Here is a 25,285-nt window from a genome sequence, read left to right on the forward strand (position 1 = left end):
GGAATTCTATGGCAATTTTACTTGCAACTTTATTAGTGTTTGTTGGATTAATGTTGACATTTCAGCTGATCTATTTTGAAATCAGCCGTAAGCGTGCATTAAGAGTGAATAATTTAGTATGGTTTGAACAGTTCAATCGTCCTTTCAACTATACGGGAACAGCAAGCATGGTTGTATTATGTATTATCTGTTTTATGATTGGTGGTACAGAAGCAGCATTTATGTCAGCACAGTGGTTCTTAGAACTCATTATCTTTGTGGCATGCGGCGTTATTGCGGATGCTGTGGTACAATTTATTATTATCAAGTATGGTAAGTTCAGATGTCGTCAGCAGATTAGATCTGCAACAACTTTAATGAAAGAAATTGAAGAATTAAAACGTGGAGACGAAGATGACTATGGTTATGAAGTCTCTACACCGCTTTATGATGAAGTTTCTATCACTAAGAGTTATGTGCATCCAGAAGATCATCTTGCTTTTATGACGGTGGATAAAGGGCAGTTTGTAAAGGATTATAAAGACTATCCAGCCGCAACATTTGATATTGAACCTTATAGTGAAACAAGCGAAGTAGAAGCCACTTTAGAAGGATTACCTGTAAAAGCAACAAAACTTACAGAATCTAACTTACTTCCATTTAAGGATGAACGTATTGATGTATTAATGGATCAGTTTTCTAACTATGATAAGAATGAAGTATTGCGTGTACTTAAACCAAATGGTACTTTCATTGTGAATCAGAATGGTAGTGATAACCTTCATGAATTCTTATCTATGTATATGCCTTTCAAGATGAGAGGTGTCTGGGATATGAATAGTTGTGCTATGACTCTTGCGGATGCAGGATTTGAAGTCGTAGAAACAAAAGAAGACAGAGGATATATTCGTTTCCATAATCTTCATCAGATACAGACATATTTCCGTAAGGTGGCTCCAGAAGTGGCTGAAAATGTCGCACAATATAAGAGCTTCTATATGCATGCATTAGACGAGATTAAACAGAATACATATTTCCAGTTGACAACATATCGTTTCTTAGTTGTCGCAAAGAAGAATTTCTAATAGGCTTTCTCAATTGAAAGCCTTTTTTGATAGGGGGTTTTTATGAATACAGTTGAAAGTAAAAGTGCAGTAAAAAATAGTGTATTACGTGTCATGATTGCTGCTGTTCTGATTATCATTCAGGTCTTCTTGATAGTGAAACTTGCGATATATTTATCTAAGTACTATGCCGCTTTTGATATCATTATGAGCTTGATTGCTTTCTTATGTGTATTACGTATCTATGGCAGACCTGATAATAGTGCTTTTAAGTTATCCTGGATTGTCCTGATTCTTATCTTTCCAGTCTTTGGTTTAGCTATTTATCTTATGTTTGGTAGACCTTCTTTATTAAAGACAGTACAGAAGAAGTTCAATAAGGTAAATGCCTATCTTAATACATATCAAATAGAGACAAACGGATTTGAAGAACTACAATGTGATGATCCTCTTCATGCCACTGAAGCTTATTATTTAAAATCTTTAGGTTTCCCAGTCTTTAATCATACAAAGATGAAATTCTATAGTTCTACGAATGAAGCATTAGAAACACAATTAAAAGATTTAAATAATGCAAAGGAATTTATATTCATGGAATATCATGCTATTGAAGATTCAAAGGCATGGAGACAGATTGAAGATGTTCTTGTTGAAAAAGTAAAACAGGGGGTAGATGTCAGAGTCTTTTATGATGATATGGGTAGTGTTGGCTTTATTAATAATAAGTTTAGAACACGTCTTCATGAAGAAGGTATACAATGTCGTGTATTTAATCCTATCTTCCCTGTTTTAAATACTTTTATGAACAATCGTGATCACCGTAAAATAACTGTCATAGATGGTCTAGTAGGCTATACAGGAGGCTATAATCTTGCCGATGAATATTTCAATTATACACATCCTTATGGACTATGGAAGGACTCTGGAGTAAGATTAGAGGGTGATGCAGTAGACTCTCTCACAAAAATTTTCTTTGAGATGTGGCAGACATCAAGTAAAGAAGACAATGAAGACCTCACACCTTATTTAAAAAGGTATCAAATAGAAGGGGAAGGTTATATCGTTCCTTACTCTGATACACCTTTAGATGATGAAGAAACAGGTGAGAATGTCTATTTAAATATGATCAAGCATGCTGTTCATCATATTTATATCACAACACCTTACTTGATATTGAGTGATGAAATGCAAAGAGAACTCATTCTTGCATCAAAAAGAGGTGTCGACGTCAGAATCATTACTCCCGGTATTCCTGATAAAGCTGTTGTCTTTGCAATGACAAGAAGTTATTATTCACATCTTGTGCAGGCAGGTATTCATATCTATGAATATACACCAGGTTTTATTCATTCAAAACAATGTTTAGTAGATGATCAGGTCGGTGCTGTTGGTACAATTAATTTTGACTTTAGAAGTCTTTATCTACACTTTGAAAATGGATGCTGGTTTACTCATAATCATGCAGTCAAAGAATTAAGAGAAGATTTTGATGAACTATTTGAAATAAGTCAGGATGTATCAGAGAAGTATATAAATACAAGTGTTGTATTAAGAGGATGGAGATGTATCTTACGTTTCTTTAGCCCTCTTATGTAAGGAGGTATTATGTTTCATTTTAAACCAAACAGAAAATATACGCAGATTGCGGTTTATGTAGTTGCAACTGTAATTGCAATTTATCTTGTCATTGCAGTGGGGAGTAACATGACAGACATCCTAAAATGGATTAAAAAAGGATGGGGCTTTTTAACTCAGGTTTTCACACCTTTGCTCATTGGTTTTGTGATTGCTTATTTATTAAAGCCTTTAGTAGAAAAGGTGGAATCATCTCTTAGAAGTATTTCTTATTTCCAAGAAAAGAAGAAACTCATCCATCAGTTATCTGTTGCGATTACTTCTTTAATTGTATTATTTGTATTTGCGTTATTATCTGCATTTGTGATTAGAAGTATAGGTAAAGAATTAGCTGTAACACAATTTAAGGACATGAGTGATTTCTTACGTATTATTGCGAAGAATGTGAATGCATTCTATGAAGACCTGATTGTACAGTTAAAGTCCATGAGTATCTCTACAGTACAATTACAGCATTTCTTAAAAACATTTACGAATGGTCTTACAACTAATATTCTAGGTGCTATTAGTAGGGTTTCTGACTTTTTTACAAACCTTCTATTCTCTATCATCTTTGCGATTTACTTTATGCTTGATGGAGAAAAATTATGGAACTATTGGAGTAAGAGTATTAAAGCCTTCACAAGTAGACAAGTAGATGCTGTCATTCACCAATTATTAGCGGATATCGAAGGTGTATTCTCTGGTTATGTACGTGGTCAGGTTATTGATGCATTTCTTATGTTTTTAATGGTAAGTATTGCGTTTGGTTTCTTACATATCAAGTTCTGGATTGTGATTGCGTTATTAGTTGGTATAGGGAACCTCGTTCCTTATGTAGGTCCATTTCTAGGATATGGCTCTATTGCGATTATAGGGCTTGTGACTGGTGATTTACATATGGCTTTAAAAGCATTTATCGCATTATTGATTATTCAGGGGGTAGATGGTAATATCATCAACCCAAGATTGCTTAGTGCAAGTATTGACATTCACCCAGTACTCGTTATTGTATCTCTTATTATCGGTAGTATGATAGGTGGATTCTTAGGAATGCTCGTTTCTGTACCAGTAGGTGCATTATGTAAAATCTGGTTTGAAAGATTAGTAGATTATCGTACAGAAACAAAAAATGAATTAGTAGAGGAGAAAGAAAATGGAATTTAGATTTGATCCATGGATGTTAGATGTAGATGTCAATGCAACACAGCATGACTATAGTAAAAATGATTATTCTAAAGAAAAACAATTAAATGAAGAACTAAAGAAAGCAATGTCTTTCCAGCAGTCTCGTATCTTTGAAACATTAGGTGTTGATCCTGATAAGATTTTTGTAGAAAAGATTCCATTAGAAGGTTCACAGAATGTTTATAAATTCTCTTTTATTGTAAAGGGCAAACTTCTGACAATCACAAATATGCAGGCTGCAGTTTATAGTGATGAAAAGGTCTTTGGTCCTGAAATATTAGACCATGTAGAAGTTGTAGATATCCCAGAAGGTGGCGTAATGGTCTATGAAATGGGAAATTTAGCATTGGCTTTTAAACACCCAGGACATACAAATGAATGGAATTGTGGCTCTGTTTTAGGTGTCGGCTTTATACAAATTTAAAATTTATTATCAAAAAAAGATAGTATATATCAATGTTTTTGTAAGCGCTAGTAAAAAATGAGATAAAGGTATAGAAATTATTAGGATTTGTGATATAATAATGCTATATTCATAAGGAGGAATTTTTTAAATGGAAAAATTATCATTCGTAGTATCTGACCCAGTAGGTTTACATGCAAGACCTGCTACAATCTTAGTAAACCAGGCTAGCAAATTCTCTAGCAATATCAACTTAATCTATAACGGTAAGAGCGTTAACCTTAAATCAATCATGGGTGTTATGTCTTTAGGTGTTCCAACTAAGGCTACAGTAGAAATCGAAGCTGAAGGTGAAGACGAAAAGGACGTAATCGATTCTATCGCTAAGGTTATCAAAGAACAGAAAGTTGCTGAATAATATACTTTTGTTTTTGACAGTGGATTTTATCCACTGTTTTTTTTACACACGTTTTCCCATATTTACTCCATAATAACGCAAATATTATTTTTTATTATAATTATAAGGAGGCGTCATTATGTCTAAAGGGAAAGAGTGTTTACACTATTTATTACTATTTCTAATTGTATTGATCACAATGAATATGATTATGATGTGCTTATTTATTAAGCAGGGATCATTGCAGGTAATTAATAAGTATAAGAAACAATTGAAATATGAAGTAACACTGACATCTAATAATGGAGGTGTTAGTCTTACTGATGCAAAAGAGTTAACACACCTTAAAGGTGTAAAAGCCTATAACTATGAACAATTAGTCAATGCATCCTCATCACTTCAACCTGTAGATACACATCTCTCTTTTCCTCGTATTCATTTAAAAAATTATCAGGAAGATTCATTTCTTCTTGCGGGTTATTCTTCTATGACGCTGATTCAGGACTTTAATTCAAAAGAATATCAATTAAAAGAAGGAAGACTACTCACAAATAAAGATGAGAATACATCCAATGCAGTTATATCCTACGCATTAGCTAAAAATAATAATATTAGTATAGGAGACAGTATTCAGTTTAATACTGAAAAAGGAGATGTCTCATTATCTATTGTAGGTATCTATAAGAATAAGGTGGGTCCATTAAGTCGTCTAAAGCCTTATAATACAATCTTTATCTCTTTATCAAAAGCACAGTCATTAAGTCATACAGAACAGACGCTATCCTCTGTCACTTACTACTTAACTAAAGAAGATACATCAGAATATTTTATTAAGAGAGCACAAAAAACACCGTTAGACTGGAATCAATTACAGCTTACTTCCAATGATGCACAATATAATGCATGTGTTTCAATCTTTGAAAATATATATGATAAAGTAAAGACGTTTCCATTTATACTATTAATCACAGGCTCATTTCTATTAATACTTGTATATATAAGATTATCAAAGAAACAGAATCTTTTAAAAACATTCATCGTATTTATTGTTGCGTTATCTATTACTTTCTTTACAAGTCCTTACCTTTCAAAATATATCATCAATACCTCTCTTTCTCACCGTGATATGACAATATCTCAAAAAGAAATAAGAAAGATTAGGACAGTTTATACATCAAAAATCCTGATAGAAACAATTGGCATTGCATCTATCATGTATCTAGAAACAGTGATTATAACATATAAGAAAAAGATCTCAGCCTAGGCTGAGATTATTTCTTTTGATTTTGAGAATAATCCATAAATACCACCAGTATGCATAAATAGAATATTCTTTGCATGATCAAAGGTACCTTTTTCTAATTCATGGATCAGTCCATAATAGGCTTTACCTGTATAAACAGGATCAAGAATAATACCACTGTGTCGAGACAAATCAGAGATAGCTTTTAATTCTTCTTTACGGCTTAAAGAGTAGCCTCTTCCTACATATCCATCAATTATATGAATATGACTTCTATCCACATCTTCAACATTAAGATGAGGCAACGTTTCATCAATAATGCGATTGATTTCTTTAATAAAGAAATCAGCATCATCACATACATTAATACCTACAATATCTTTATGAGTTTGTCTTAATTCATTACCTAGATATAAACCAGTATAAGTTCCACCAGAACCGACTGCATCAATAATAGTATCAAACACTATGCCTGTCTTTTTTTCATATTCTAGTATTTCATCAAAAGCATCAATATAACCTAAAGTACCGATTCCATTACTAGCACCCATAGGAATAATGTAAGGTTTACTACCTTGATCTAATACTTCTTGATAGACTTCCTGCATCATTTCATCTTTATGCGCCTGGAAATCATCATGTTCCTTTACTCTAATATCAGCACCAAGCATATGATCTAAAAGGAAGTTGGCTGTTTCAATATTTTCACCAGGTTCTTTTCTAAGTATAAGAATACACTTTAATCCTAGTTTAGCGGCCACTGCAGCAGTAGATCGGCAATGGTTGGACTGGAATCCACCATTTGTGATCAGTGTATCACATCCTAAAGATAATGCTTCTGCCACACTGTATTCTAATTTTCTAATCTTATTGCCAGATGCGACACTATCTGTTAAGTCATCTCTTTTCACAAAAATATTTGGTTTATATTTGTTTGAGAGATAGTCTATTTTTTCTATAGGAGTAGGCAGCTGAGCTAAATGTAGTTTGTTCATTTTATCACCTCTATATATAGTATAGTAGAATTAAAGGATGAAATCACACTTTCTTATAAGAAAGTTTGGTATAATGATGAAGGCAAGGAGATACAAATATGAAAACAATTGGTAAAGATGGTATTTTATTAAGACTCGCAAAGGATATGTATCCTGAGAGAGATGATTTATCTTCTATTGAAGTAAAAACATTATTTAATGATATTTGTCATAAATATATACAAAGAGAAGGCATCTATGATCTTCTTTCATGGCTAGAAGGTACTGACTTTTATAGTGCACCTGCAAGTACACGTTATCATGGAGATTATGAAGGTGGGTTATGTGATCATAGTCTTCATGTTTATTTCTGTTTTAGAAGTTATGTAAAGAAGCGTTGTGAACCAGGGTATCATTTATCTATGAGTGAAGAAAGTATAGCGTTATGTGCTTTATTTCATGATTTATGCAAGGTTGATATTTATAAGACGGAAATGCGTAATAAGAAGAATGCCCAGGGACAATGGGAACAAGTACCTTTCTATACAATAGAAGATGCATTCCCTGTAGGACATGGTTCTAAGAGTGTTTATATTATGAATCGCTATTTAAAGCTTACAGATATAGAAATAGCCGCTATTGCCTATCATATGGGCTTTAGTTATGGTGATGATGCAAGAACAGTAGGAAATGTATTTAGTCGTTTTCCTGAAGCTTTTGCGTTATCTACAGCTGATATGGAAGCCACTTATTTTGTAGAAAATGAACATTGGCCAAGATAAAGTGCTATAATATCATCCAAGGTGATATATATGAAAAAGAGTAAAATTAAAACAAATGCATTAAGAATGCTTGATCGTGATAAGATTCCTTATGAGATCAAGACATATGAATATGATGAAGAACATTTGAGTGGTGAACATGTGGCATCACAAGTAGATATGGATGCAGGCGATATCTATAAAACACTTGTATTACATGAAGACCACGATTATTTAGTATGCTGTATTCCTGTATTAGAGGAAATAGACTTAAAGAAACTGGCTAAACTATCTGGACATAAGAAGGTAGAAATGCTTCATATGAAGGATTTACTTGGCCTCACAGGTTATATACGTGGGGGGTGTTCTCCTGTTGGCATGAAAAAGAAGTTTCCTACATATTTTGATGCCAGCATAGAAAAAGACCGTCCTATCGCTCTCTCAGCAGGTAAAAGAGGCTATCAGATGATTGTTTCATCAAAGGATATTACAACATATTGTGATGCAAAAATAGGGGATGTAGTGAGAGATCACTAACCCCCTTTTTATATATCTGTAAGTGCTTACTTAGGAGTTCTCGACAAAAACATATCGATATTCATAAATATAACTATTTGATTTAGATAAATATTTAAAACGTGAGTAAAAGTTATGAGAAAATAATGCAACTGTAGCGCTTTTTGTTTCTATAGGTTTTTGAAAATGGTATAATAAGAACAGGAGGTAACGCTTAAAAATGGATATTAATAAAAAATATGAGCAATGGTTAAATTATGAAGATATGGACGCTTCATTAAAGGCAGAACTTGCCGGAATGACAGAAGAACAGAAGGAAGATGCTTTCTATAAGAACCTTGAATTCGGTACAGCAGGTATGCGTGGTATTTTAGGTGCAGGTACAAACCGTATGAACATCTATACAGTTCGTAAAGCAAATATGGGATTTGCGAAATATGTGGCTAATTTACCAGAAGGTAAAGAACGTGGAGTCGCAATCAGCTATGATAACAGACATATGTCATATCGTTTTGCGATTGAATCTGCTAAGATTCTTGCAAAGTTTGGTATTAAGTCTTATATCATGGAATCCTTAAGACCTACTCCAGAATTATCTTTCGCAGTGCGTTATTTAAAATGTGCAGGTGGTATCATGATTACTGCTTCTCATAACCCTAAGGAATATAACGGTTATAAAGTATATGATGATACTGGTTGTCAGTTAATCCCTGAATGGGGCGATATCGTTGTTGATTATGTAAATGAAATCGACGATGAATTAGAAATTGAACAGATTAGTGATGAAGAAGCTTATCCATTCATTACATGGGTAGGAGAAGAAGTGGATGAAGCTTACTACAAAGCTGTAATGGGTATTGAAATCAATCCTGGACTAGATAAGTCTGATTTCAAGATTGTTTATTCACCACAGCATGGTGCAGATAACATCCCTGTAAGAACATGCTTAAAGAGATTAGGTTATGATATTGTGCCAGTACTTGCACAGTGTGCACCTGATCCAGATTATACAAATACAAAGTCTCCAAACCCAGAAGTAGATTCTTCTTATGAATTAGCTATTAAGCTTGCGAAAGAAGTAGATGCTGATGTAGTCGCAATTACAGACCCTGATGGTGATAGACTTGGTGTTGTTGCAAAGCATAATGGTGAATATGTATTAATGAGTGGTAACCAGAGTGCTGCTGTATATCTTGAATATATCTTATCTCAGAGAAAAGAGAAGGGTACATTACCTGATAATGCAGTTATGTACAATACTATTGTTACAAGTGATCTTGGTGAATTAGTTGCTAGAAACTATGGTGTTGATGTTGAAAAGACATTAACTGGATTCAAGTTCATTGGTGATAAGATCAGAAAGTATGAAAAGACACATGAAAAACAGTTCATCTTCGGTTATGAAGAAAGCTATGGCTGTGTTGTAGAAGACTTCGTAAGAGATAAAGATGCTGTACAAGCTGTATTACTTGCTGCTGAATGTGGTAACTACTATAAGAAGCAGGGTAAGGATCTTATTGATGTATTGAATGAATTATATGCTAAGTATGGTACGTTCAAGGAATCACAGATTGCTTTAGCTAAGGCTGGTGCTGCAGGTGCTGCACGTATCAAAGAAATGATGGATACTTTAAGAAAAGACAAGCCTACTGAAATTGGTGGCGTAAAGGTTGTATTAAGCGAAGATTATGCAACAAGTGAACGTTCTGATGGCACAACAATTGACTTACCAAAGTCAAATGTATTAAAGTATTATCTAGAAGATGGTTCTTGGATTGCTGCTAGACCTTCTGGTACAGAACCTAAGTGTAAATTCTATTTCTCAATTAAGGGTACAGATGCAAAGGATGCTGCTGATAAGACAGAAGTATTCCATAAAGCAATGATGGAATTAATTGGTGAATAACTCATATGGGGGCTCTATCTTCGATAGAGTCCTTTATTATTTGGAGGTGGAACATGTATAAATTATTAGTTGTAGAAGATGAAGTGCTTATTAGAGATATTATTAAGGAATATTTTGCGGCAAGAGACTATGAAGTGATTGAAGCAGTAGATGGTTATGATGCTTTGAATAAAGTGAATCAAGATATTGATATGGTTTTACTTGATATCATGATGCCAGGAATGGATGGATATGAAACATGTAAGAAGATTCGTGAACAATACGATATGCCTATTATTTTTATCAGCGCTTTGTCTGAAACTGATAATATGCTGGATGGTTATCATGTAGGAGCAGATGATTATATCACAAAGCCATTTAAGCCTTCTGTTTTATATGCGAAATGTCAGGCTATTTTAAATAGAAGCAAGAAGACAGAAAAAGAAGATAAAGAAATCATCTGGTTAGATGCAAGTAAACATTTAATGTATGTAGATGGTGAACCAGTCGCACTTCCCAATAAGGAATATTTATTAATGGAATTATTCTTAAATAATAAGAATCAGTTATTTACACGTTCTCAGATTTTAAATAAGGTCTGGGGCTATGATTATTATGGTGATGGACGTGCTGTAGATACTTATATTAAGAAGTTAAGAAAGAAACTGGGTGTACATTCACATCGTATTCAGACTATTATGAAGGCAGGTTATACATATACGGATGAAGAAGACTAAATGGTCTTTTGGACTTGTAAAGCGTACCTTCTTCTTGATGTTGTTTGTATTTGTGATTATTCTTGGACTTATGTCATTACAAGGCATTACAGAATACAAGGAACGTATTATTAGTTCTTCATATGATGCTTCATTGACTTCTGGCATACAGAATATATATCAGACACAGTATTCTTTAGATAATCCAGATATGACCAAGTATTTAAAGAATTACTATCTTACAAATGAGGGTATGTCTGCAATAGTGGATAGTGATAATAATATCAAGTCATTTATAAGTAGTGCTTCTTCGCATATTTCTCAATTGTGGATTCTTGACGATAGTACGAGTCAGAAAATCATGGTGGATATATCTGAAAATAATCTAGTAGAGAAAATCAATAAGTATATGATTGAACATCCTGATGAGAATTATGATGTAGTCATAGGTGATGCTAAGTCTCAAAAGAAACAATACTATATTAATGATGGTGAGAGAGAGGTTGAATATTATACATCAATGGATACAACAGATATTCATCCTGCGTATCTTGCGATTAATGGTAAGGTTTTATTAAATGGAACACACAAATCATTAAAGAAATATAAAGTATCCTGGTATATGTCGGAAAGATGCTTTTATGAAAGAAATGGTTCAAGTGGCGGAAGAGAGTTCACTGATTATAAGAAACTTAAGAAGGCATTAGAAAAACAGATCAAGAAGATTGATAGTATTGAATATGCAAAAGGATCTGATTATGTGCATTTTAAGAGTATTAATGTAAATGGTGGGACAATGACTATTGTGCTTTCAGAACTGAATCAGGAAATATCTCCAGTGTCAAATGTGAGTGGTGTAAAGGGTTATTTTGTATCAGCTAGCTTTATACCTAAATTGACTAAAAGGGCTGCAGTGAACTATTTTGAACATTCCTGGTATATTTATATTATTGTACTCTGGCTGAATATTGTGATTTCTATTGTAATCTCACATATGATTACAAAACCATTAAGACATGTATCAGAAGTTACAAATGAAATTGCGAAGAATGATTTCAGTGAGAAATTCTTGATTACACGTCATGATGAAATAGGGCAGTTGGAAAATAATATCAATATCATGAGTACGAACTTAGAGAATACAATCAATCAGCTGACTGAACAGCTTGAACATGTTCAAAGACTAGAACATACAAGAAAACAGTTTATTGCGAACTTTACTCATGAGATTAAAACCCCTCTTGGTATTATTGCGGGGTATTCTGAATTATTAGAGGATGCCACAACGCAGGTTACAAGAGAGAAATATATTCATATCATTAATGAACAGATTGAACGTATTAATGGTATCGTACTTACAATGTTGGAATTATCTCGATTAGAATCAGGTAAGATAGAATTAAATAACTATCATGTTTCATTGCCAGAACTTGTAGAAGAAGTGATAGATGATTTTGAATATGAACTAGAAAAGAAGCAGCTTCATATTGTAAAAGAATATGAAGAAGTGGTTTTGGATTGTGATCCTATTCAGATAGAAAGGGTTATTAATAACCTGACATCTAATGCGATTAAGCATACAGATGAACAAGGTACGATTATATATCGTGTTACAAATCATCGTTTTGAAATAGAAAATGAAGGACAACATCTCTCTCAGGAAGAGATGGAATCCATCTGGGAAGCCTATATTTCTAAGGATCAGGGCGGAACAGGACTCGGTCTTCCTATTGTAAAAGCGATATTAGAGAGACATAGTTATCATTTTGGAGTAGAAAATACAGAAAAAGGTGTTCTATTCTACTTTGAATATTGATATAATAAGGCAAGTAGGGAATGGGTGATCTTATGAAACTAAAAAGAGTACAGTTTTTTATGTCTAAACAAAGTTATCTGGCTAGTCTCCTTGCGATTGCAGCATTAGTCTGTTATTTCATAGGTTACGCCTCAATTGCGATTATTCTGACTATCGCGATTATTATTTGTTTAGTTATTTATTTTATTCTTGGTCTCGTTTATTGGAGATGCCCTTATTGTCATAACTATCTTCCTACAAAAGATGCAGGTAGTTTAACAGTGTGTCCCCATTGCCAAAAAGAATTATTTAGAGATGAAGAAAACAATACTGTAGAAAAATAAAAGGCTGATATCGCTTATGTGATATCAGTCTTTTTTCTATAAGTAAATTGCTTTATTGATGTGAAGATAGTAGACAATAGGCTGTACATCTGTATGGAATACTTCTTTAAGTACTTTTGAGTAATAAGACAACTGCGTACGGTGGAGCTCTTTAAGCACTTCTTCGCTGTTGTCTTTTGATACTTTATCTGTCTTATAGTCTAGTACATAAACTTTATTGTCTTTAATAAAGACTAAGTCAAATATACCATTGATGATGAGTCCATTCTCATCTTTGTATCTAAATTGTTTTTCCTGGTAAATTTGATCTGCATCTTTAATCAATTGATATGTATCACTATTGATAAAATCATTGATATGAGGAAGATAGTTATTTAAGACCTTGAGTCCTTCCTCATCAAACATCTGATTACTATAAAGTGATTGAATCAATTCCTGTGGATTATCTTCTTTAAAATTGAAATAACTTAATAAGTTATGGACCAATGTTCCTCTATCTGTAGCTAGATAGTGTGTTCCTTCATTACTAAAATCAAAATGTGTTTCATCATTCTTCACTTCTTCCATACTTGTTACCGCAATGCTGCGTGGTTCAGTAGGATAAGGATATTCAAAATCATAATACTTCTTATAAGCGCGATATTGGTTGTCCGCTTTTATTTTCGCATAAGGTGGAATACGTTGTACTGTTTCACTACTATCTAGTATTGTGCAATGGAAACGTGCTAGCTGAGTATCTTTATTCTCTAGTTCTTTAAAAGAAGAACGATCTAATGAAAGATAAGGTCTGATTTCAGGAATTAGTATCTTTATATCATTTTGGAAGTCCTTATGTCTTAATAAAGCCATAAGAACCCAGCTTAAATAATTGTTTGTAGAACGCATGGCAAGATTATATACAACACCCTGACCCTTCTTTAGAGTAGGGTCTGTATCATTGGCCTGTACCTGACGGGCAATAGAAATGATTTCTTCTTCATCCTTGATTGTACCGGTTAAGATGAGTTTCTTTTCTGCACGTGTTAAGGCAACATAAAGAATACGCATTTCTTCATTCACTGTTTCTTGACGAATGAACATCTTCAACATTTTTGAATAAGGATGCTCATACTTACATACAATATTTCCAAATGGAGATTCTTCTAGCTTACATACACTTCCGGCCACTCCATCATGCTGAGAAATAATAATTTCGGCATTTTCATCAGAGGAATTAAACTTCTTCTGCATGGCACTCACAAATACAACAGGGAACTGTAACCCTTTAGACTTATGAATAGTCATGAATTCTACAGCATCATTTTCATCACTCGCAATAAATCCAGGGGCCTGGCTAGAAGAAGAATCTAATAATTCTAGGTAATCTTTTAAATAAGGATATTCTTCATTTGTGCGGAATGTTTCTATTAGAATATCTAAGTTTGCGCTACGTTGTTCACCATTCATTAATTGGGATACAAAAGCCTGATATCCTGTTTCTTTTAAACACTTCTTTAATGTTTCATAAGGTGATGATGTCATGGCAGTATTTCTTAAATCATTGAACACATCTAAGAAATGAAGTACCTTCTTATTTGTATGATGTGTGAGGTTGATGTAAAGAGGATCATCTGCATCTCTTATATCTAATAACTCATTCTCAGTAAAATGAGAGAATAAGAAATTATTATGTAATACAGATAACATCGCAATATCATCATATGGATTAACCAAAGCCTTTAATAATGTCATCATACTAATGACTTCATTAGACTCAAACAAACCACTTGATAAAGTAATATTTGCAGGAATATGATAACGTTCAAAAACCTTCTTATAAGTAATAAATTCAGTCGTAGAACGCATGAGTACCGCAAAATCATGATATTTATAATCCTTCAGTTTTTTCATGCTGATGATTTTCTGGGCAATCATATGTGCTTCCACTTCAGATTTTGTATATTCTTCCTGATTCTTATAAAGAGAAATAAGTATGTCTGTATCAAAATCATGATTCTTCTCTAGTTCAGGAAGTGTTGTACCTTTTGCATCAAAATCATATCTTAAAATCGCATTATCACCATGGATATACTCTAATCCGCCTACAGAACTATCCATAATACAATCAAAAATATAATTGACACTATCTAATACAACTTTTTCAGAACGATAGTTATACTTTAAATCAATACGAATATTTGTATCATATTCTGTCATCTCTTCTAGTTTAGTGAATGTATCAAACTTATATTGGAAAATAGAAGGATCAGCTTGTCTAAATCGATAAATAGACTGTTTCATATCACCGACCATAAACATTGGAATATGTTCATCATAGTTCGCAATCTTTAAGACAAGGTTCTCCTGCATCTCATTTGTATCCTGATACTCATCCACCATGATTTCCTTTAGTGTATGATTCAATCTTTCTACAACAGGAAGATCAGGTTGCAACAGTCTTGTCGCATATTCTTCTAGATCATGGAAGTCTAATTCATTTCTAGCTTTCTTTGCGTCACTATAATCTTTATTGAACTGATCCAATAGTCCATCTTTACCGAGTAAGAATTCAATATCTTTAAAAGAATAATCAAGATATTTTTTGAACTCCTCTGTTGAAGTAAAAGATAAAAACTTCTTTAATTTTGAAAGAGGATCAGTGACATTCCCTTTTAACTTTGTATATTGTTTCTTAACAGAATCATCTACACCTAATTCACTCCATTTAATATTTGCCATTTCTAACTTTTGAGACAGTAAACTATTTAAAGTATCAAAGGTAAGCGGTCTATTTAAGGCATCATAGAGATCAGAATAATAATCATATAATGCATTGGCAGGTGCAGGTTTTTTCGCATTTTCAACAGTTTCAAAGAAATAAGTAATATCATACTTCTCACAGAAACGATATAAAATATTATAGGCACTTAAACTTTTAAGACAGCAGTCTCTATATAATTGAGTCATGCCTTCTAGAATAGGCATGTTTCTAGAAAGATTAAAATCATAATATCTTTCATGAACTTGATCAAGGAAATGATGGAAATCCACAAAAGAATTGGTGATGTTCTGGAAGTCTATTAAAGTCTTCTTTAAATCATCAAAGTTATTTTTTGTGTTATGACGATAAGCATAATCCTTGAAATCTGGATCTTCTACCCATTTTTCTAAACATTGATTGAGAACCTGGTCTTTAATTAAATCAGGTGAAGGGTTCACCTTAAATCCTGGCATCACACCAATCAAATAGCCATACTTCTCTAAGAGAGTCTTACAGAAACTATCAAATGTAGTGATGTAGGCATGAGGCAGTAATTGAATCTGTTCTTGAATATGTCTCAATGTTTCCTCATCGTGATCAGCGAGGGCTTCTTCATGTAAAGACACATTCAATCTTTGTTTCATTTCATTTCCGGCCGCTTTAGTAAAGGTTAATACAAGGAATTGATCCATTGAATAATGATCATTCACAATCAAACTAATTAAGCGGGCTACAAGAATTCTTGTCTTTCCTGAACCTGCAGGAGCACTGACAAGAATAGTCTTTCCTCTTAAATCAATCGCAGCCTGTTGTTCTTTATTGTATTTAGGCATTCTCGTCATCTCCTTTTAGTTTCTTATACATATCTTTCGCAATCATTCTATTTTCATTTTCAAATACATCAAATAAGCATACTGGCTTATAAGGACAATACGTACATGGATAAACCTTGAAATCACTATTTGGCTGGGCACCGTCTGTTAAGGTAGGGTGGATAGGAATTAATCCAGCATGAATCTTTTTATAGAGTTCAGAAATATGATTTTCTACATACTCCATAATTTGATCTAGTTCATCAGGAGAAATAACTTTTGCGCTATTCGCATATTCTCCAGACTTTTTTACCTTAACAGGTGCAACTAATTCAGGTGTAGATCCGAGTCCTTTTACAGAATTAGTAGATCCATCATCCACCATATAGCCTTCCATACGATATTCTTTTAATACATCCTCATCACTAAGTGCATAACTTGAATCACGTGTGAGTATTCGTTTCTTCATATTAAAGTACAACATGCCTGCACGATCCTTATTCTCCTGCTTGCATAACATATCTAGATAAACAAGCATTTGAATATTAAATCCCTGCATCGCAAGATTTAAATCAATTTCTTTGCTACTTGATTTATAATCCACTATACGTGCATAATTTCCAAATTCATCTACTCTATCAATAATGCCTGAAAAAGGAACATCACCAATCTGACCGGATATTTCTTTTTCTTTTGCGACAGGAACATAGTCACCTAGTTTTAACTGTTTCTGAATAATCTTGATTGTCATCTTCATATCTTTAATGAGATTATCAATAAAATATTGGTTCATTGGATGATCATCATATTTCTCTTTCAGATTCTCTTCTATATAATGTTTTGCTTCTTGATCTACAAGAGATTCATCATCAAGACATTTCTCCATTAAATAATGACATAAAGAACCAAGTTCACTTGATTGTAAAGTATCTTCTCTCTTTTCTGTAATCTTTAATCCATATTTAATGTAATAAGAGAAAGGACATTTATTATATGTCTCTAAACGAGATACACTGACCCCTCTTCCGAGCTTATTTGTATCTTTAATAAACTCAGGCTGGTTACTTGTCATTTTATAATGATCAATCAATCGATTAATAGGATCTTCATCTATACGTGATTGATTTAAATATAGGTTATTCTTGATGAGATTCAATGAAGGATTGATATATTCTAATTCAAAGAGATCACTCAAACGTGACATAAGAATAGAAGGAATCAATTCGTTGGCAGCCATATTCTTCTTACTATAAGAGAATGTATAAGATAAATAAGGATTTAAAAGAACCTGTATAATACGCTTATAATGTGCCTGTAACTGTTCATCTAATAATAGAGGATGAGGATTAAATTGTTTATAGTCCTCCTCCATTAAGAATCCTTTATCACTGATTTCTAAAGGTAGGAATGTTTCATTGATTCCTGTTAAATAAATATGTTTAGGTGAAGCAGTCAATCCCTTTTCAAGTGAAGTCACAATAACACCTGTCTTATTTGTAACTCTATTACCTGGAATAATGCATTGAAGGAATAAATCAAACTCTTCAGGACTAATTTCATCATCACATTGATAAGCATCAAGAGTTTTAATCATAGAGGCACTGATATCCTGTTTTTGAAGGAACTGAATAATTTCCTTAAAAGTATGTCCAATACACTCTGATAATGATCGAGACATTTTACGATAATCACTATTATAATGACATGCTACATTTTGTGATAATGTGGCAGGAATATTGAGTTCATCAAAACATACTGTGAGATAATCTGAGTAGCTTGCTTGATTGGTAATGATCATAAAGTCTTCATAGTGCAGCTGCTCATTCACAATACGTGATTTAATATCACAGGCAATCTTCATACATTCCTGCATAGGGTGCCCACCACTCATTACACGTCCTCTCGCTACTTTATGTACATCACTATTATCAAATAAGTGATGAATAATAGACTCTTCATATTCATTTAATATTTCATCTGCATCTGTCATTTCTAGTAATGTGACAGGAACATAATTGTCTATCTTATTAAATAATTTTTTGGATGCAATGTGAGGATAATCATCACTCATAATATAAAGAGGTGTCTTTAACGAATCGTCTATTAAATCCTCTACCATCTCTTCAATTGTCCAATATCCTCCAGTAATAAGAGAATTAATTGTATATAAATCTTCACACTTCTTATTTAATAAAGTATCTTCGAAAAACTGATCGAGAGTTATGTTATTTCTATGAATCTTTTTAAGTGTAGAAATCAATTCAAGAATCATCTCATAAGAATTAGAACTAAATTGTATTGTATTAAATGTATGACAAGAAAGAATATGACGCATCATAAAAACAAGATCTGCCTGTGAATAAATATGACGGGCAAACTGTTTATGTGAAATCAAAATCTTATCTATATATTGTTTAAGTGTTAGAACTTCTATATCAAATAAACAGGAACACTTATTCAAGAATAGATCTTCTACATATTCTGTATTCTCTGTAATGATATAAGCAGGTCCCTGCAGTTTGTCTGCCAATTCATTGAGTTTTTTATTGAGGTGCATCCCTTTAATAATCTGCATAATGATTCTCCTTCATTTGTACTTTAGTACTATTATATCATTGCATCTAAAATCACGCATTAAGTTAAGCTTCTATAACACCTATATAATGGAGTTAGTGAACTACCTCGACTTAATACTCCGTATTTGAAGTCAAGGCTTCTAGGATGCTTATGCATCCGTTTAAGAAGATTGATATTTAAGTCTCCACCTATTGCTAGGCAATCCTTATTCTTATAGGCGTGTCCACTTCGCCTCTACTGTATAGGATGTTTACATCCACAACGCTACTTTTACGCAAGATATTTAATGCACCATTTACATCTGCATTCAGAACTTGTCCACTCGCTGTTCTGTACTGTCCACGATGTATTCTCTTTCCACTGAAAAGGTATTCTTCAGTATCATCACTCTTATAGACTGGTATGACATCCTTATCCCAGAAGCTAGCCTTTGATGTATAGGACTCTTCCTGCATTACAAGTATGATGCCATTCAGTTCACAGAGATATTCAAGCTTATCTCTCAGCTTCCCATAAGGAATATTAACGAAAGTCTGATTGTTTCTTCTGCCTATGTTGGAATCCTTCTGAAATGTTTCATTATAGCCCACAACAAGAGTTCCAATATCATGATCGATACAGTAATCAATCACCCTGCGTGCAGTCTTGTTCATGTAGTCATTTATTCTATTGTTGCGCCTGCATGCTAATGCTTTCTGTCTGTTGGTTGGCTTCTTTCCAAAATGCTGCTTATCCTTGATGGACTGTAATCTTGCATTTTTCTTGTTGAACCACTGGTTAATGGACTTCAATCTTCTTCCGTCGATGATGAATGTCTCACCTTTACTTGATACTCCAGTGACAAGATTATTGATACCAAGATCTAATGCCAGTGAATTTGTTGTATTGAGATTCCTTTGAATGCATTCAGCTTCATAGATATACTGGATTTCAAAGAACCTGGCATCTGCCTTTGGTATGATACGTATTTCCTTCACTTTCTTATCAAGCAGTATAGGTGGAATAGTAATCTCAACAGCCTTATGTGTTTTTTTGAAGCTGTTTGAATATGGAAGTATGAGCTTATTCCCTTTAAGTCTTACAAATCCAATGACGAGCGTAGTATATCCATCACTAGGAAGATAGCGTGGAAGTCTGCAGTCCTTAAGTGCATGCTTTCCCTGCTCTGCCTTTTTAAGAAGATCGAAGAATGATTTGAATGAACTATCTACTTCCTTCAGTATCTGCTGTGCCATATTGGAATTAAGCGTTCTATAGTTATCAGACGACTTCAGAAGTGCATAGTTCTTCTCATAATTGAGATATTTGCCTTCTGCAAAGTAGTGCTGTCTGATGTTATAGATTGCCTGATTAGTAAGATTCTTTGCAATATGACATAATTCCTTGATGGAACGATAGTCTTCCTTGGACAGATGCTTTACCTGCTGTTTGACTGTAAGATACATATATTTAGCCTCCTTTCTGCAGATTTAGGAAAAGAAGTTTCCTATATGTATTATACTATTTCTTACTCCAAATTTCTCTATCGGATGCATTAACGGCATTCATCCCCCACCTATATTCTATATTGAGGCGGGGTTTTTCTGCCTGTTTTTTAGATAAAAAAAGCCTTCCACATAAGTGGAAAGCTTCATGTTAACGTAACTCATCAAGCCACATAGATACATCTGCATCACTAGGCATACGTAAATCTCCACGAGGAGATAAAGCGACTGAACCAACTTTAGGTCCATCTGGGATACAGCTACGCTTGAACTGCTGAGTAAAGAAACGTCTATAGAATAGAGTGAGCCATTTCTTAATTGTTGCTTCATCGTATTTATCACCATATGTATGAATCGCAATACGTAATAGTTTTTGTGGTTCATAATGGAATCTTGCATGATGATAAAGGAAGAAGTCATGTAATTCATAAGGTCCTACAATATCTTCTGTCTTCTGAGTAATTTCACCATCTTTTGCAGGAAGTAATTCAGGTGAGACTGGTGTATGAAGAATATCCTGTAATGTAGCTTCTAATACTTCACCTTTATATAAAGTAGATACATAATCAACAAGATATCTTACTAGTGTCTTAGGAACAGAGACATTGACACCATACATACTCATATGGTCACCATTATAAGTAGACCATCCAAGTGCAACTTCTGATAAGTCTCCTGTACCTACGACAATACCACCTGCCTGATTCGCAATATCCATAAGAACCTGTGTTCTTTCACGTGCCTGGCAGTTTTCATAAGTGACATCATGAACTTCAGGGTTATGATTAATATCCTTAAAATGCTGGTTAACGGCATCTTTGATATTGACTGTCATAGAAGTGACTTCTAGTTCCTTCATAAGTGTTAAGGCGTTATTTAAAGTACGATCTGTTGTACCAAAACAAGGCATAGTGACCGCAATAATATCTGATACAGGACGACCTAGCATCTTATAAGCCTTATGCATAACAAGTAAGGCGAGAGTAGAATCAAGTCCTCCAGACATACCAACAACTACTTTCTTAATATGAGCGGCTTCTAATCTCTGCATTAAGCCATGAGTCTGGATATTAAATACTTCTTCACAACGGGCTGCACGTTTTTCTTTATCACTAGGGACAAATGGATGAGGATCATAATAACGATCTAAATCCAATTCTACATCATCTAATGCAAATGGTACGGCATTAAAATAATCTTCGCTTTCATAAGTGGTCATTTCAATACGTTCTGTATGAATCTTTTCTAAATCCATATCGGCGTAGATTAAACCTGTTGAGTACTGAGTAGATTCTTTAAGTAATGTACCATTTTCATAAATAAGGTGATGATTAGAAAATACAACATCAGTTGTTGATTCACCCACACCCGTGTTACTATAAACATAGCCACATACAAGTCTTGCACTTGTTGCACTGATCAAACTGCGTCTATAATCACTCTTACCTGTTAAGTTATTAGAAGCAGAAGGGTTCACAATAAGTGTGGCTCCATTTAAACATGCATCAGTACTTGGTGTATGAGGAGCCCATACATCTTCACATATTTCTACCCCAATCTTTAACCAAGGATGATTTACATCTTCAAAAAGCTGTTCAGTTGTCACATGAATTTCCTGATCACATAAAGTAATATACTCATCTAAATCACGACCACTCTTGAAATGTCTACCTTCATAGAATTCATGATAATTTGGAATATATGTCTTAGGTACAGCACCTAGAATTTCTCCTTTATGTAGTACAAGTGCACAATTATAAAGATCATTACGGATAACAAGCGGCATTCCAATAACAATCACTGTATCAAGATCTTTTGTTTCATCTAGAATATATTGAAGCTGTGTTTCTGATTCATTCAATACTCTCTTCTGAAAGAAAAGATCTTCAATTGTATAACCAGTTAAACATAGCTCATTCAATACAAGAACCTGTGTATGATTTGCGTTGGCTTCTTTTGATAAACGGATAATCTCCTGCGCATTCTTTTTCACATTTGCGATAGAGACTTTAAAAGAACCAGCTGCAACTCTAATAAAACCATCTTTCATAAGCATTCCTCCAATTTCCTTATCATTATATCAAAAAAAGTTCACGTGAGTGAACTTTATAGTAAGTGTATATCATTTTCTTTGCAGATACGCATTGTATCTTCATCCCATAAAGAAGCCTGTACTTCACCAATATGGGCTTTCTTTAAGAAGAACATACATAAACGTGACTGACCGATACCGCCACCAATACTTAATGGATAAACATTATTTAAAACATTCTGGTGATAAGGAAGTTCAGTACGTTCCTCTGCGTGAGCTTTCTTTAGCTGTTCTTCTAAGGCTTTCGCATCAACACGTATACCCATAGAAGATAATTCAAATGCATCATCAAGAATAGGATGATAAACAAGAATATCACCATTGAGAGTCCAGTCATCATAGTCCGGTGCACGTCCATCATGCTTGATGCCAGACTTAAGGGTATCCCCAATCTTCATTAAGCAGACTGCTTTCTTTGCTTTAGTGATGGCTCTTTCTCTTTCCTTTGGTGTTAAATCAGGATAAACATCTTCTAATTCCTGTGTTGTAATAAAAAAGATCTTTTCTGGTAATAATCCCTTATCTAACTGTGGATAATGACGAATCATTAAGAAATCTAAATCTAATAAAGCTTTATAAATCTTCTTAACAGTCTGTTTGAAGAAATCAACAGTACGATCTTCAGGTTTGATCACTAATTCCCAGTCCCATTGGTCTACATACATAGAATGAAGGTTATCGATTGTTTCATCTCTTCTAATTGCGTTCATATCTGTATATAGTCCAGTATGTGCTTCAAAGCCATATCTATAAAGCGCATCACGCTTCCATTTTGCAAGTGAATGAATGATTTCAATTTCATCATCATTATTCAATTCATAGCTATTGAAGGCCACTGGTCTTTCAGTTCCATTTAAATCATCATTTAATCCTGTGTTTTTTAATAAGAATAATGGTGCAGATACTCGAGTGAGTCTTAATTCTTCTGATAAACGTCTTTCAAAATAGTCTTTAATCATTTTAATCGCAACTTCAGTCTCAATCAGATTGAGTTGTGAGTGATAATTTTCTGGTATAAATACTTTGCTCATAACTTTACTCCTTTATACATGATTATATAAGAAAAAAATAAAAAAGAAAGAAAGAAAACAGTATTTCTTTGAATATTTAAAAATATGTAATAATTTAGGGAAATTGAAAAAATAACGAACTTGATTGACTTATTTCCGATTATTTAATACAATGTGTGAAAACACAAGATAAGGAGATGCACAATGGAAAAATTGTTTAAGAGCACAAGAGGCAATCAGACACCTATTGATTTTTATACATCTATTCTTCAGGGAATCGCAAGTGATGGGGGGTTACTTGTACCTGACTTCGATTTTGAGAAAAAAAACTTAGAAGAACTTCTATCATTAAACTATGTTGATCTTGCAACAGAGATTATTAGTACATTTGCACCAAGTGATGCAAAGGAAGCATTACATACAGCTTGTACACAGGCTTATGGTGAAGGGTTATTCTGTGATGAAGTGGTTCCTGTAAAGAAAGCAGGAAATGTATATGTTGCAGAACTCTATCAGGGTCCTACAGCTGCATTCAAGGATATGGCATTATCTATGCTTCCTAGAATGATGACTCTTTCTTTAAAGAAGAAAGGTGAAGAACGTGAAGTGATGATTCTTGCAGCAACAAGTGGTGATACTGGTAAAGCTGCATTAGAAGGCTTTAAGGATGTTGAAGGGACTTGTATTAAGGTTTTCTATCCAATTGATGGTGTATCTGCTATTCAGCAGCAGCAGATGGTCACAACAACAGGTAAGAATGTTGAAATCATTGGTATTAGAGGAAACTTTGATGATGCACAGTCTGCAGTTAAGAAGGCTTTTGGTTCAAAAGAATTAAAAGAACTTTGTGATGAACATCATATTTTCTTATCTTCTGCTAATTCAATTAATATTGGACGTTTAATTCCACAGATTGTTTATTATTTCTATTCTTATTTAACACTTGTAAAGAGAAATGAAATTAAGTTGGGAGAAGCAGTGAACTTTACAGTACCTTCAGGTAACTTTGGTAACTGCTTAGCTGGATGGATTGCAAAAAATATGGGCTTACCAGTGAACCAGTTCATTGTTGCTTCTAATAAGAATAATATCTTAACCGATTTCTTTACAACTGGCACTTATGATGCAAGACGTGAATTCTATAAAACGAATGCACCTGCAATGGATATCTTAGTTTCTAGTAACTTAGAAAGATTAGTATGGTTCATGGTGAATGGTGATAGTGAAAAAGTAAATAAGTACATGGAAGAACTTAAAGAAACAGGTGTTTATAAAGTAGATGATGAAACACTTGCAAGAGTTCAGAAAGAATTCAAGGCAGGATGTATTGGAGAAGAAGATGTACTTAAAGTCATTCATGACTGCTGGAATGAAAATAAATATTTATTAGATACACATACAGCGGTTGGTTATGGTGTTTATGAAGAATATGTCAAGAATACTGGTGATACAACTAAGACAATCTTACTTTCAACTGCGTCACCTTATAAGTTCCCTGAATCTGTTTATCAGGCATTAACAGGTGAAGAAGTAGATGTTTATACAGCTATTGAAAAATTACATGAATTAACTGGTATGGATATTTCTTATCCATTAAAGGGTATTAAGGATCGTGAAATCCTTCATAAGGGTGTTATTGATAGAGATGCCATTTTAGATACTATTGCAGATAAGATCAAGGAGTACTAATT

General features: G+C 33.6%; 19 protein-coding genes. 13 read left to right on the forward strand and 6 right to left on the reverse strand.

The window, feature by feature from the left end; translation table 11 throughout:
- Positions 1-8 precede the first annotated feature (8 nt).
- From ACFOZZ_RS09450 to ACFOZZ_RS09475, 6 genes are all read left to right on the forward strand, one after another.
- On the forward strand, positions 9-1,064 hold the full coding sequence (locus ACFOZZ_RS09450) for a hypothetical protein (protein ID WP_055233837.1): 1,056 nt from the start codon (positions 9-11) through the stop codon (positions 1,062-1,064).
- Between the two features lie 42 nt (positions 1,065-1,106).
- Positions 1,107-2,639 (forward strand): cardiolipin synthase, encoded by a 1,533-nt coding sequence (gene cls / locus ACFOZZ_RS09455; protein ID WP_055233836.1) that lies wholly within the window; start codon positions 1,107-1,109, stop codon positions 2,637-2,639.
- A 9-nt stretch (positions 2,640-2,648) separates the two neighbouring features.
- Entirely contained in the window at positions 2,649-3,824 is a 1,176-nt protein-coding gene (locus ACFOZZ_RS09460) for an AI-2E family transporter (protein WP_278780312.1), read from the forward strand.
- Positions 3,814-4,269, forward strand: coding sequence for a hypothetical protein (locus ACFOZZ_RS09465; protein WP_055233834.1), 456 nt, complete (start codon positions 3,814-3,816; stop codon positions 4,267-4,269). The genes ACFOZZ_RS09460 and ACFOZZ_RS09465 overlap by 11 nt, the downstream gene beginning before the upstream one ends.
- A 130-nt stretch (positions 4,270-4,399) precedes the next feature.
- Complete coding sequence (locus tag ACFOZZ_RS09470) at positions 4,400-4,666, forward strand: phosphocarrier protein HPr (protein ID WP_006505217.1); 267 nt, start codon at positions 4,400-4,402, stop codon at positions 4,664-4,666.
- 118 nt (positions 4,667-4,784) lie between these two features.
- Positions 4,785-5,909: an ABC transporter permease gene (locus ACFOZZ_RS09475; protein WP_376815128.1), complete on the forward strand. Its 1,125-nt coding sequence runs from the start codon at positions 4,785-4,787 to the stop codon at positions 5,907-5,909.
- Here the strand turns inward: ACFOZZ_RS09475 and ACFOZZ_RS09480 are convergent.
- Positions 5,906-6,883 carry a D-cysteine desulfhydrase family protein gene (locus ACFOZZ_RS09480; RefSeq protein ID WP_278780317.1) on the reverse strand — a complete coding sequence of 326 codons (978 nt, stop codon included), beginning with the start codon at positions 6,881-6,883 and terminating at the stop codon, positions 5,906-5,908. The two genes, ACFOZZ_RS09475 and ACFOZZ_RS09480, sit on opposite strands and share 4 nt — an antisense overlap.
- A gap of 98 nt (positions 6,884-6,981) precedes the next feature.
- On the opposite strand from ACFOZZ_RS09480, the gene ACFOZZ_RS09485 reads away from it, so the two are divergent.
- The 6 genes from ACFOZZ_RS09485 (at position 6,982) to ACFOZZ_RS09510 (ending at position 12,879) form a co-directional block, all read left to right on the forward strand.
- On the forward strand, positions 6,982-7,644 hold the full coding sequence (locus tag ACFOZZ_RS09485; protein WP_187114844.1) for a hydrolase: 663 nt from the start codon (positions 6,982-6,984) through the stop codon (positions 7,642-7,644).
- A gap of 30 nt (positions 7,645-7,674) precedes the next feature.
- Positions 7,675-8,160 (forward strand): Cys-tRNA(Pro) deacylase, encoded by a 486-nt coding sequence (ybaK, locus tag ACFOZZ_RS09490; protein ID WP_055233831.1) that lies wholly within the window; start codon positions 7,675-7,677, stop codon positions 8,158-8,160.
- Between the two features lie 199 nt (positions 8,161-8,359).
- Positions 8,360-10,045 (forward strand): phospho-sugar mutase, encoded by a 1,686-nt coding sequence (locus ACFOZZ_RS09495; RefSeq protein WP_055233830.1) that lies wholly within the window; start codon positions 8,360-8,362, stop codon positions 10,043-10,045.
- Between the two features lie 53 nt (positions 10,046-10,098).
- Positions 10,099-10,761: a response regulator transcription factor gene (locus tag ACFOZZ_RS09500; protein WP_278780830.1), complete on the forward strand. Its 663-nt coding sequence runs from the start codon at positions 10,099-10,101 to the stop codon at positions 10,759-10,761.
- Positions 10,748-12,556 carry a sensor histidine kinase gene (locus ACFOZZ_RS09505; RefSeq protein WP_376815129.1) on the forward strand — a complete coding sequence of 603 codons (1,809 nt, stop codon included), beginning with the start codon at positions 10,748-10,750 and terminating at the stop codon, positions 12,554-12,556. The genes ACFOZZ_RS09500 and ACFOZZ_RS09505 overlap by 14 nt, the downstream gene beginning before the upstream one ends.
- A 32-nt stretch (positions 12,557-12,588) precedes the next feature.
- Positions 12,589-12,879, forward strand: a complete 291-nt coding sequence (locus ACFOZZ_RS09510; protein WP_040389743.1) for a hypothetical protein — start codon at positions 12,589-12,591, stop codon at positions 12,877-12,879.
- Positions 12,880-12,915: 36 nt separating this feature from the next.
- Here the strand turns inward: ACFOZZ_RS09510 and ACFOZZ_RS09515 are convergent, their stop codons facing one another.
- The 5 genes from ACFOZZ_RS09515 to asnA all read right to left on the reverse strand — a co-directional run bounded on the left by ACFOZZ_RS09515 (position 12,916) and on the right by asnA (position 23,615).
- Positions 12,916-16,452 carry a UvrD-helicase domain-containing protein gene (locus tag ACFOZZ_RS09515; protein ID WP_376815130.1) on the reverse strand — a complete coding sequence of 1,179 codons (3,537 nt, stop codon included), beginning with the start codon at positions 16,450-16,452 and terminating at the stop codon, positions 12,916-12,918.
- Entirely contained in the window at positions 16,445-19,006 is a 2,562-nt protein-coding gene (locus tag ACFOZZ_RS09520) for a PD-(D/E)XK nuclease family protein (RefSeq protein ID WP_376815131.1), read from the reverse strand. The genes ACFOZZ_RS09515 and ACFOZZ_RS09520 overlap by 8 nt, the downstream gene beginning before the upstream one ends.
- Positions 19,007-19,202: 196 nt before the next feature.
- The gene (locus ACFOZZ_RS09525; RefSeq protein ID WP_376815132.1) at positions 19,203-20,453 is read right to left on the reverse strand and encodes an RNA-guided endonuclease InsQ/TnpB family protein; all 1,251 of its coding nucleotides are present in this window, start codon (positions 20,451-20,453) and stop codon (positions 19,203-19,205) included.
- A gap of 190 nt (positions 20,454-20,643) precedes the next feature.
- Positions 20,644-22,548, reverse strand: a complete 1,905-nt coding sequence (locus ACFOZZ_RS09530; protein ID WP_376815133.1) for an NAD(+) synthase — start codon at positions 22,546-22,548, stop codon at positions 20,644-20,646.
- Between the two features lie 50 nt (positions 22,549-22,598).
- Positions 22,599-23,615 (reverse strand): aspartate--ammonia ligase, encoded by a 1,017-nt coding sequence (asnA, locus tag ACFOZZ_RS09535; protein ID WP_055233733.1) that lies wholly within the window; start codon positions 23,613-23,615, stop codon positions 22,599-22,601.
- Positions 23,616-23,798: 183 nt separating this feature from the next.
- On the opposite strand from asnA, the gene thrC reads away from it, so the two are divergent.
- Positions 23,799-25,283: a threonine synthase gene (thrC, locus tag ACFOZZ_RS09540; RefSeq protein WP_278778859.1), complete on the forward strand. Its 1,485-nt coding sequence runs from the start codon at positions 23,799-23,801 to the stop codon at positions 25,281-25,283.
- Positions 25,284-25,285: the final 2 nt, after the last annotated feature.

Origin of the sequence: Catenibacterium sp. GCM10023432 (genome assembly GCF_042651925.1) — a bacterium.
In the GTDB taxonomy this organism is placed as follows: domain Bacteria; phylum Bacillota_I; class Bacilli_A; order Erysipelotrichales; family Coprobacillaceae; genus Catenibacterium; species Catenibacterium mitsuoka.

Excerpts from the sequence above, each read along its gene's own strand:
- ACFOZZ_RS09500 (WP_278780830.1), top strand. The coding sequence starts at position 10,099 with ATGTATAAATTATTAGTTGTAGAAGATGAAGTGCTTATTAGAGATATT.
- ACFOZZ_RS09470 (WP_006505217.1), top strand. The coding sequence starts at position 4,400 with ATGGAAAAATTATCATTCGTAGTATCTGACCCAGTAGGTTTACATGCA.
- ACFOZZ_RS09495 (WP_055233830.1), top strand. The coding sequence starts at position 8,360 with ATGGATATTAATAAAAAATATGAGCAATGGTTAAATTATGAAGATATG.
- cls (WP_055233836.1), top strand. The coding sequence starts at position 1,107 with ATGAATACAGTTGAAAGTAAAAGTGCAGTAAAAAATAGTGTATTACGT.
- ACFOZZ_RS09530 (WP_376815133.1), bottom strand. The coding sequence starts at position 22,548 with ATGCTTATGAAAGATGGTTTTATTAGAGTTGCAGCTGGTTCTTTTAAA.
- ACFOZZ_RS09510 (WP_040389743.1), top strand. The coding sequence starts at position 12,589 with ATGAAACTAAAAAGAGTACAGTTTTTTATGTCTAAACAAAGTTATCTG.
- ACFOZZ_RS09485 (WP_187114844.1), top strand. The coding sequence starts at position 6,982 with ATGAAAACAATTGGTAAAGATGGTATTTTATTAAGACTCGCAAAGGAT.
- ACFOZZ_RS09460 (WP_278780312.1), top strand. The coding sequence starts at position 2,649 with ATGTTTCATTTTAAACCAAACAGAAAATATACGCAGATTGCGGTTTAT.
- ACFOZZ_RS09465 (WP_055233834.1), top strand. The coding sequence starts at position 3,814 with ATGGAATTTAGATTTGATCCATGGATGTTAGATGTAGATGTCAATGCA.
- ACFOZZ_RS09515 (WP_376815130.1), bottom strand. The coding sequence starts at position 16,452 with ATGCCTAAATACAATAAAGAACAACAGGCTGCGATTGATTTAAGAGGA.
- ACFOZZ_RS09525 (WP_376815132.1), bottom strand. The coding sequence starts at position 20,453 with ATGTATCTTACAGTCAAACAGCAGGTAAAGCATCTGTCCAAGGAAGAC.
- asnA (WP_055233733.1), bottom strand. The coding sequence starts at position 23,615 with ATGAGCAAAGTATTTATACCAGAAAATTATCACTCACAACTCAATCTG.
- ybaK (WP_055233831.1), top strand. The coding sequence starts at position 7,675 with ATGAAAAAGAGTAAAATTAAAACAAATGCATTAAGAATGCTTGATCGT.
- ACFOZZ_RS09480 (WP_278780317.1), bottom strand. The coding sequence starts at position 6,883 with ATGAACAAACTACATTTAGCTCAGCTGCCTACTCCTATAGAAAAAATA.
- thrC (WP_278778859.1), top strand. The coding sequence starts at position 23,799 with ATGGAAAAATTGTTTAAGAGCACAAGAGGCAATCAGACACCTATTGAT.
- ACFOZZ_RS09505 (WP_376815129.1), top strand. The coding sequence starts at position 10,748 with ATGAAGAAGACTAAATGGTCTTTTGGACTTGTAAAGCGTACCTTCTTC.
- ACFOZZ_RS09475 (WP_376815128.1), top strand. The coding sequence starts at position 4,785 with ATGTCTAAAGGGAAAGAGTGTTTACACTATTTATTACTATTTCTAATT.
- ACFOZZ_RS09450 (WP_055233837.1), top strand. The coding sequence starts at position 9 with ATGGCAATTTTACTTGCAACTTTATTAGTGTTTGTTGGATTAATGTTG.
- ACFOZZ_RS09520 (WP_376815131.1), bottom strand. The coding sequence starts at position 19,006 with ATGCAGATTATTAAAGGGATGCACCTCAATAAAAAACTCAATGAATTG.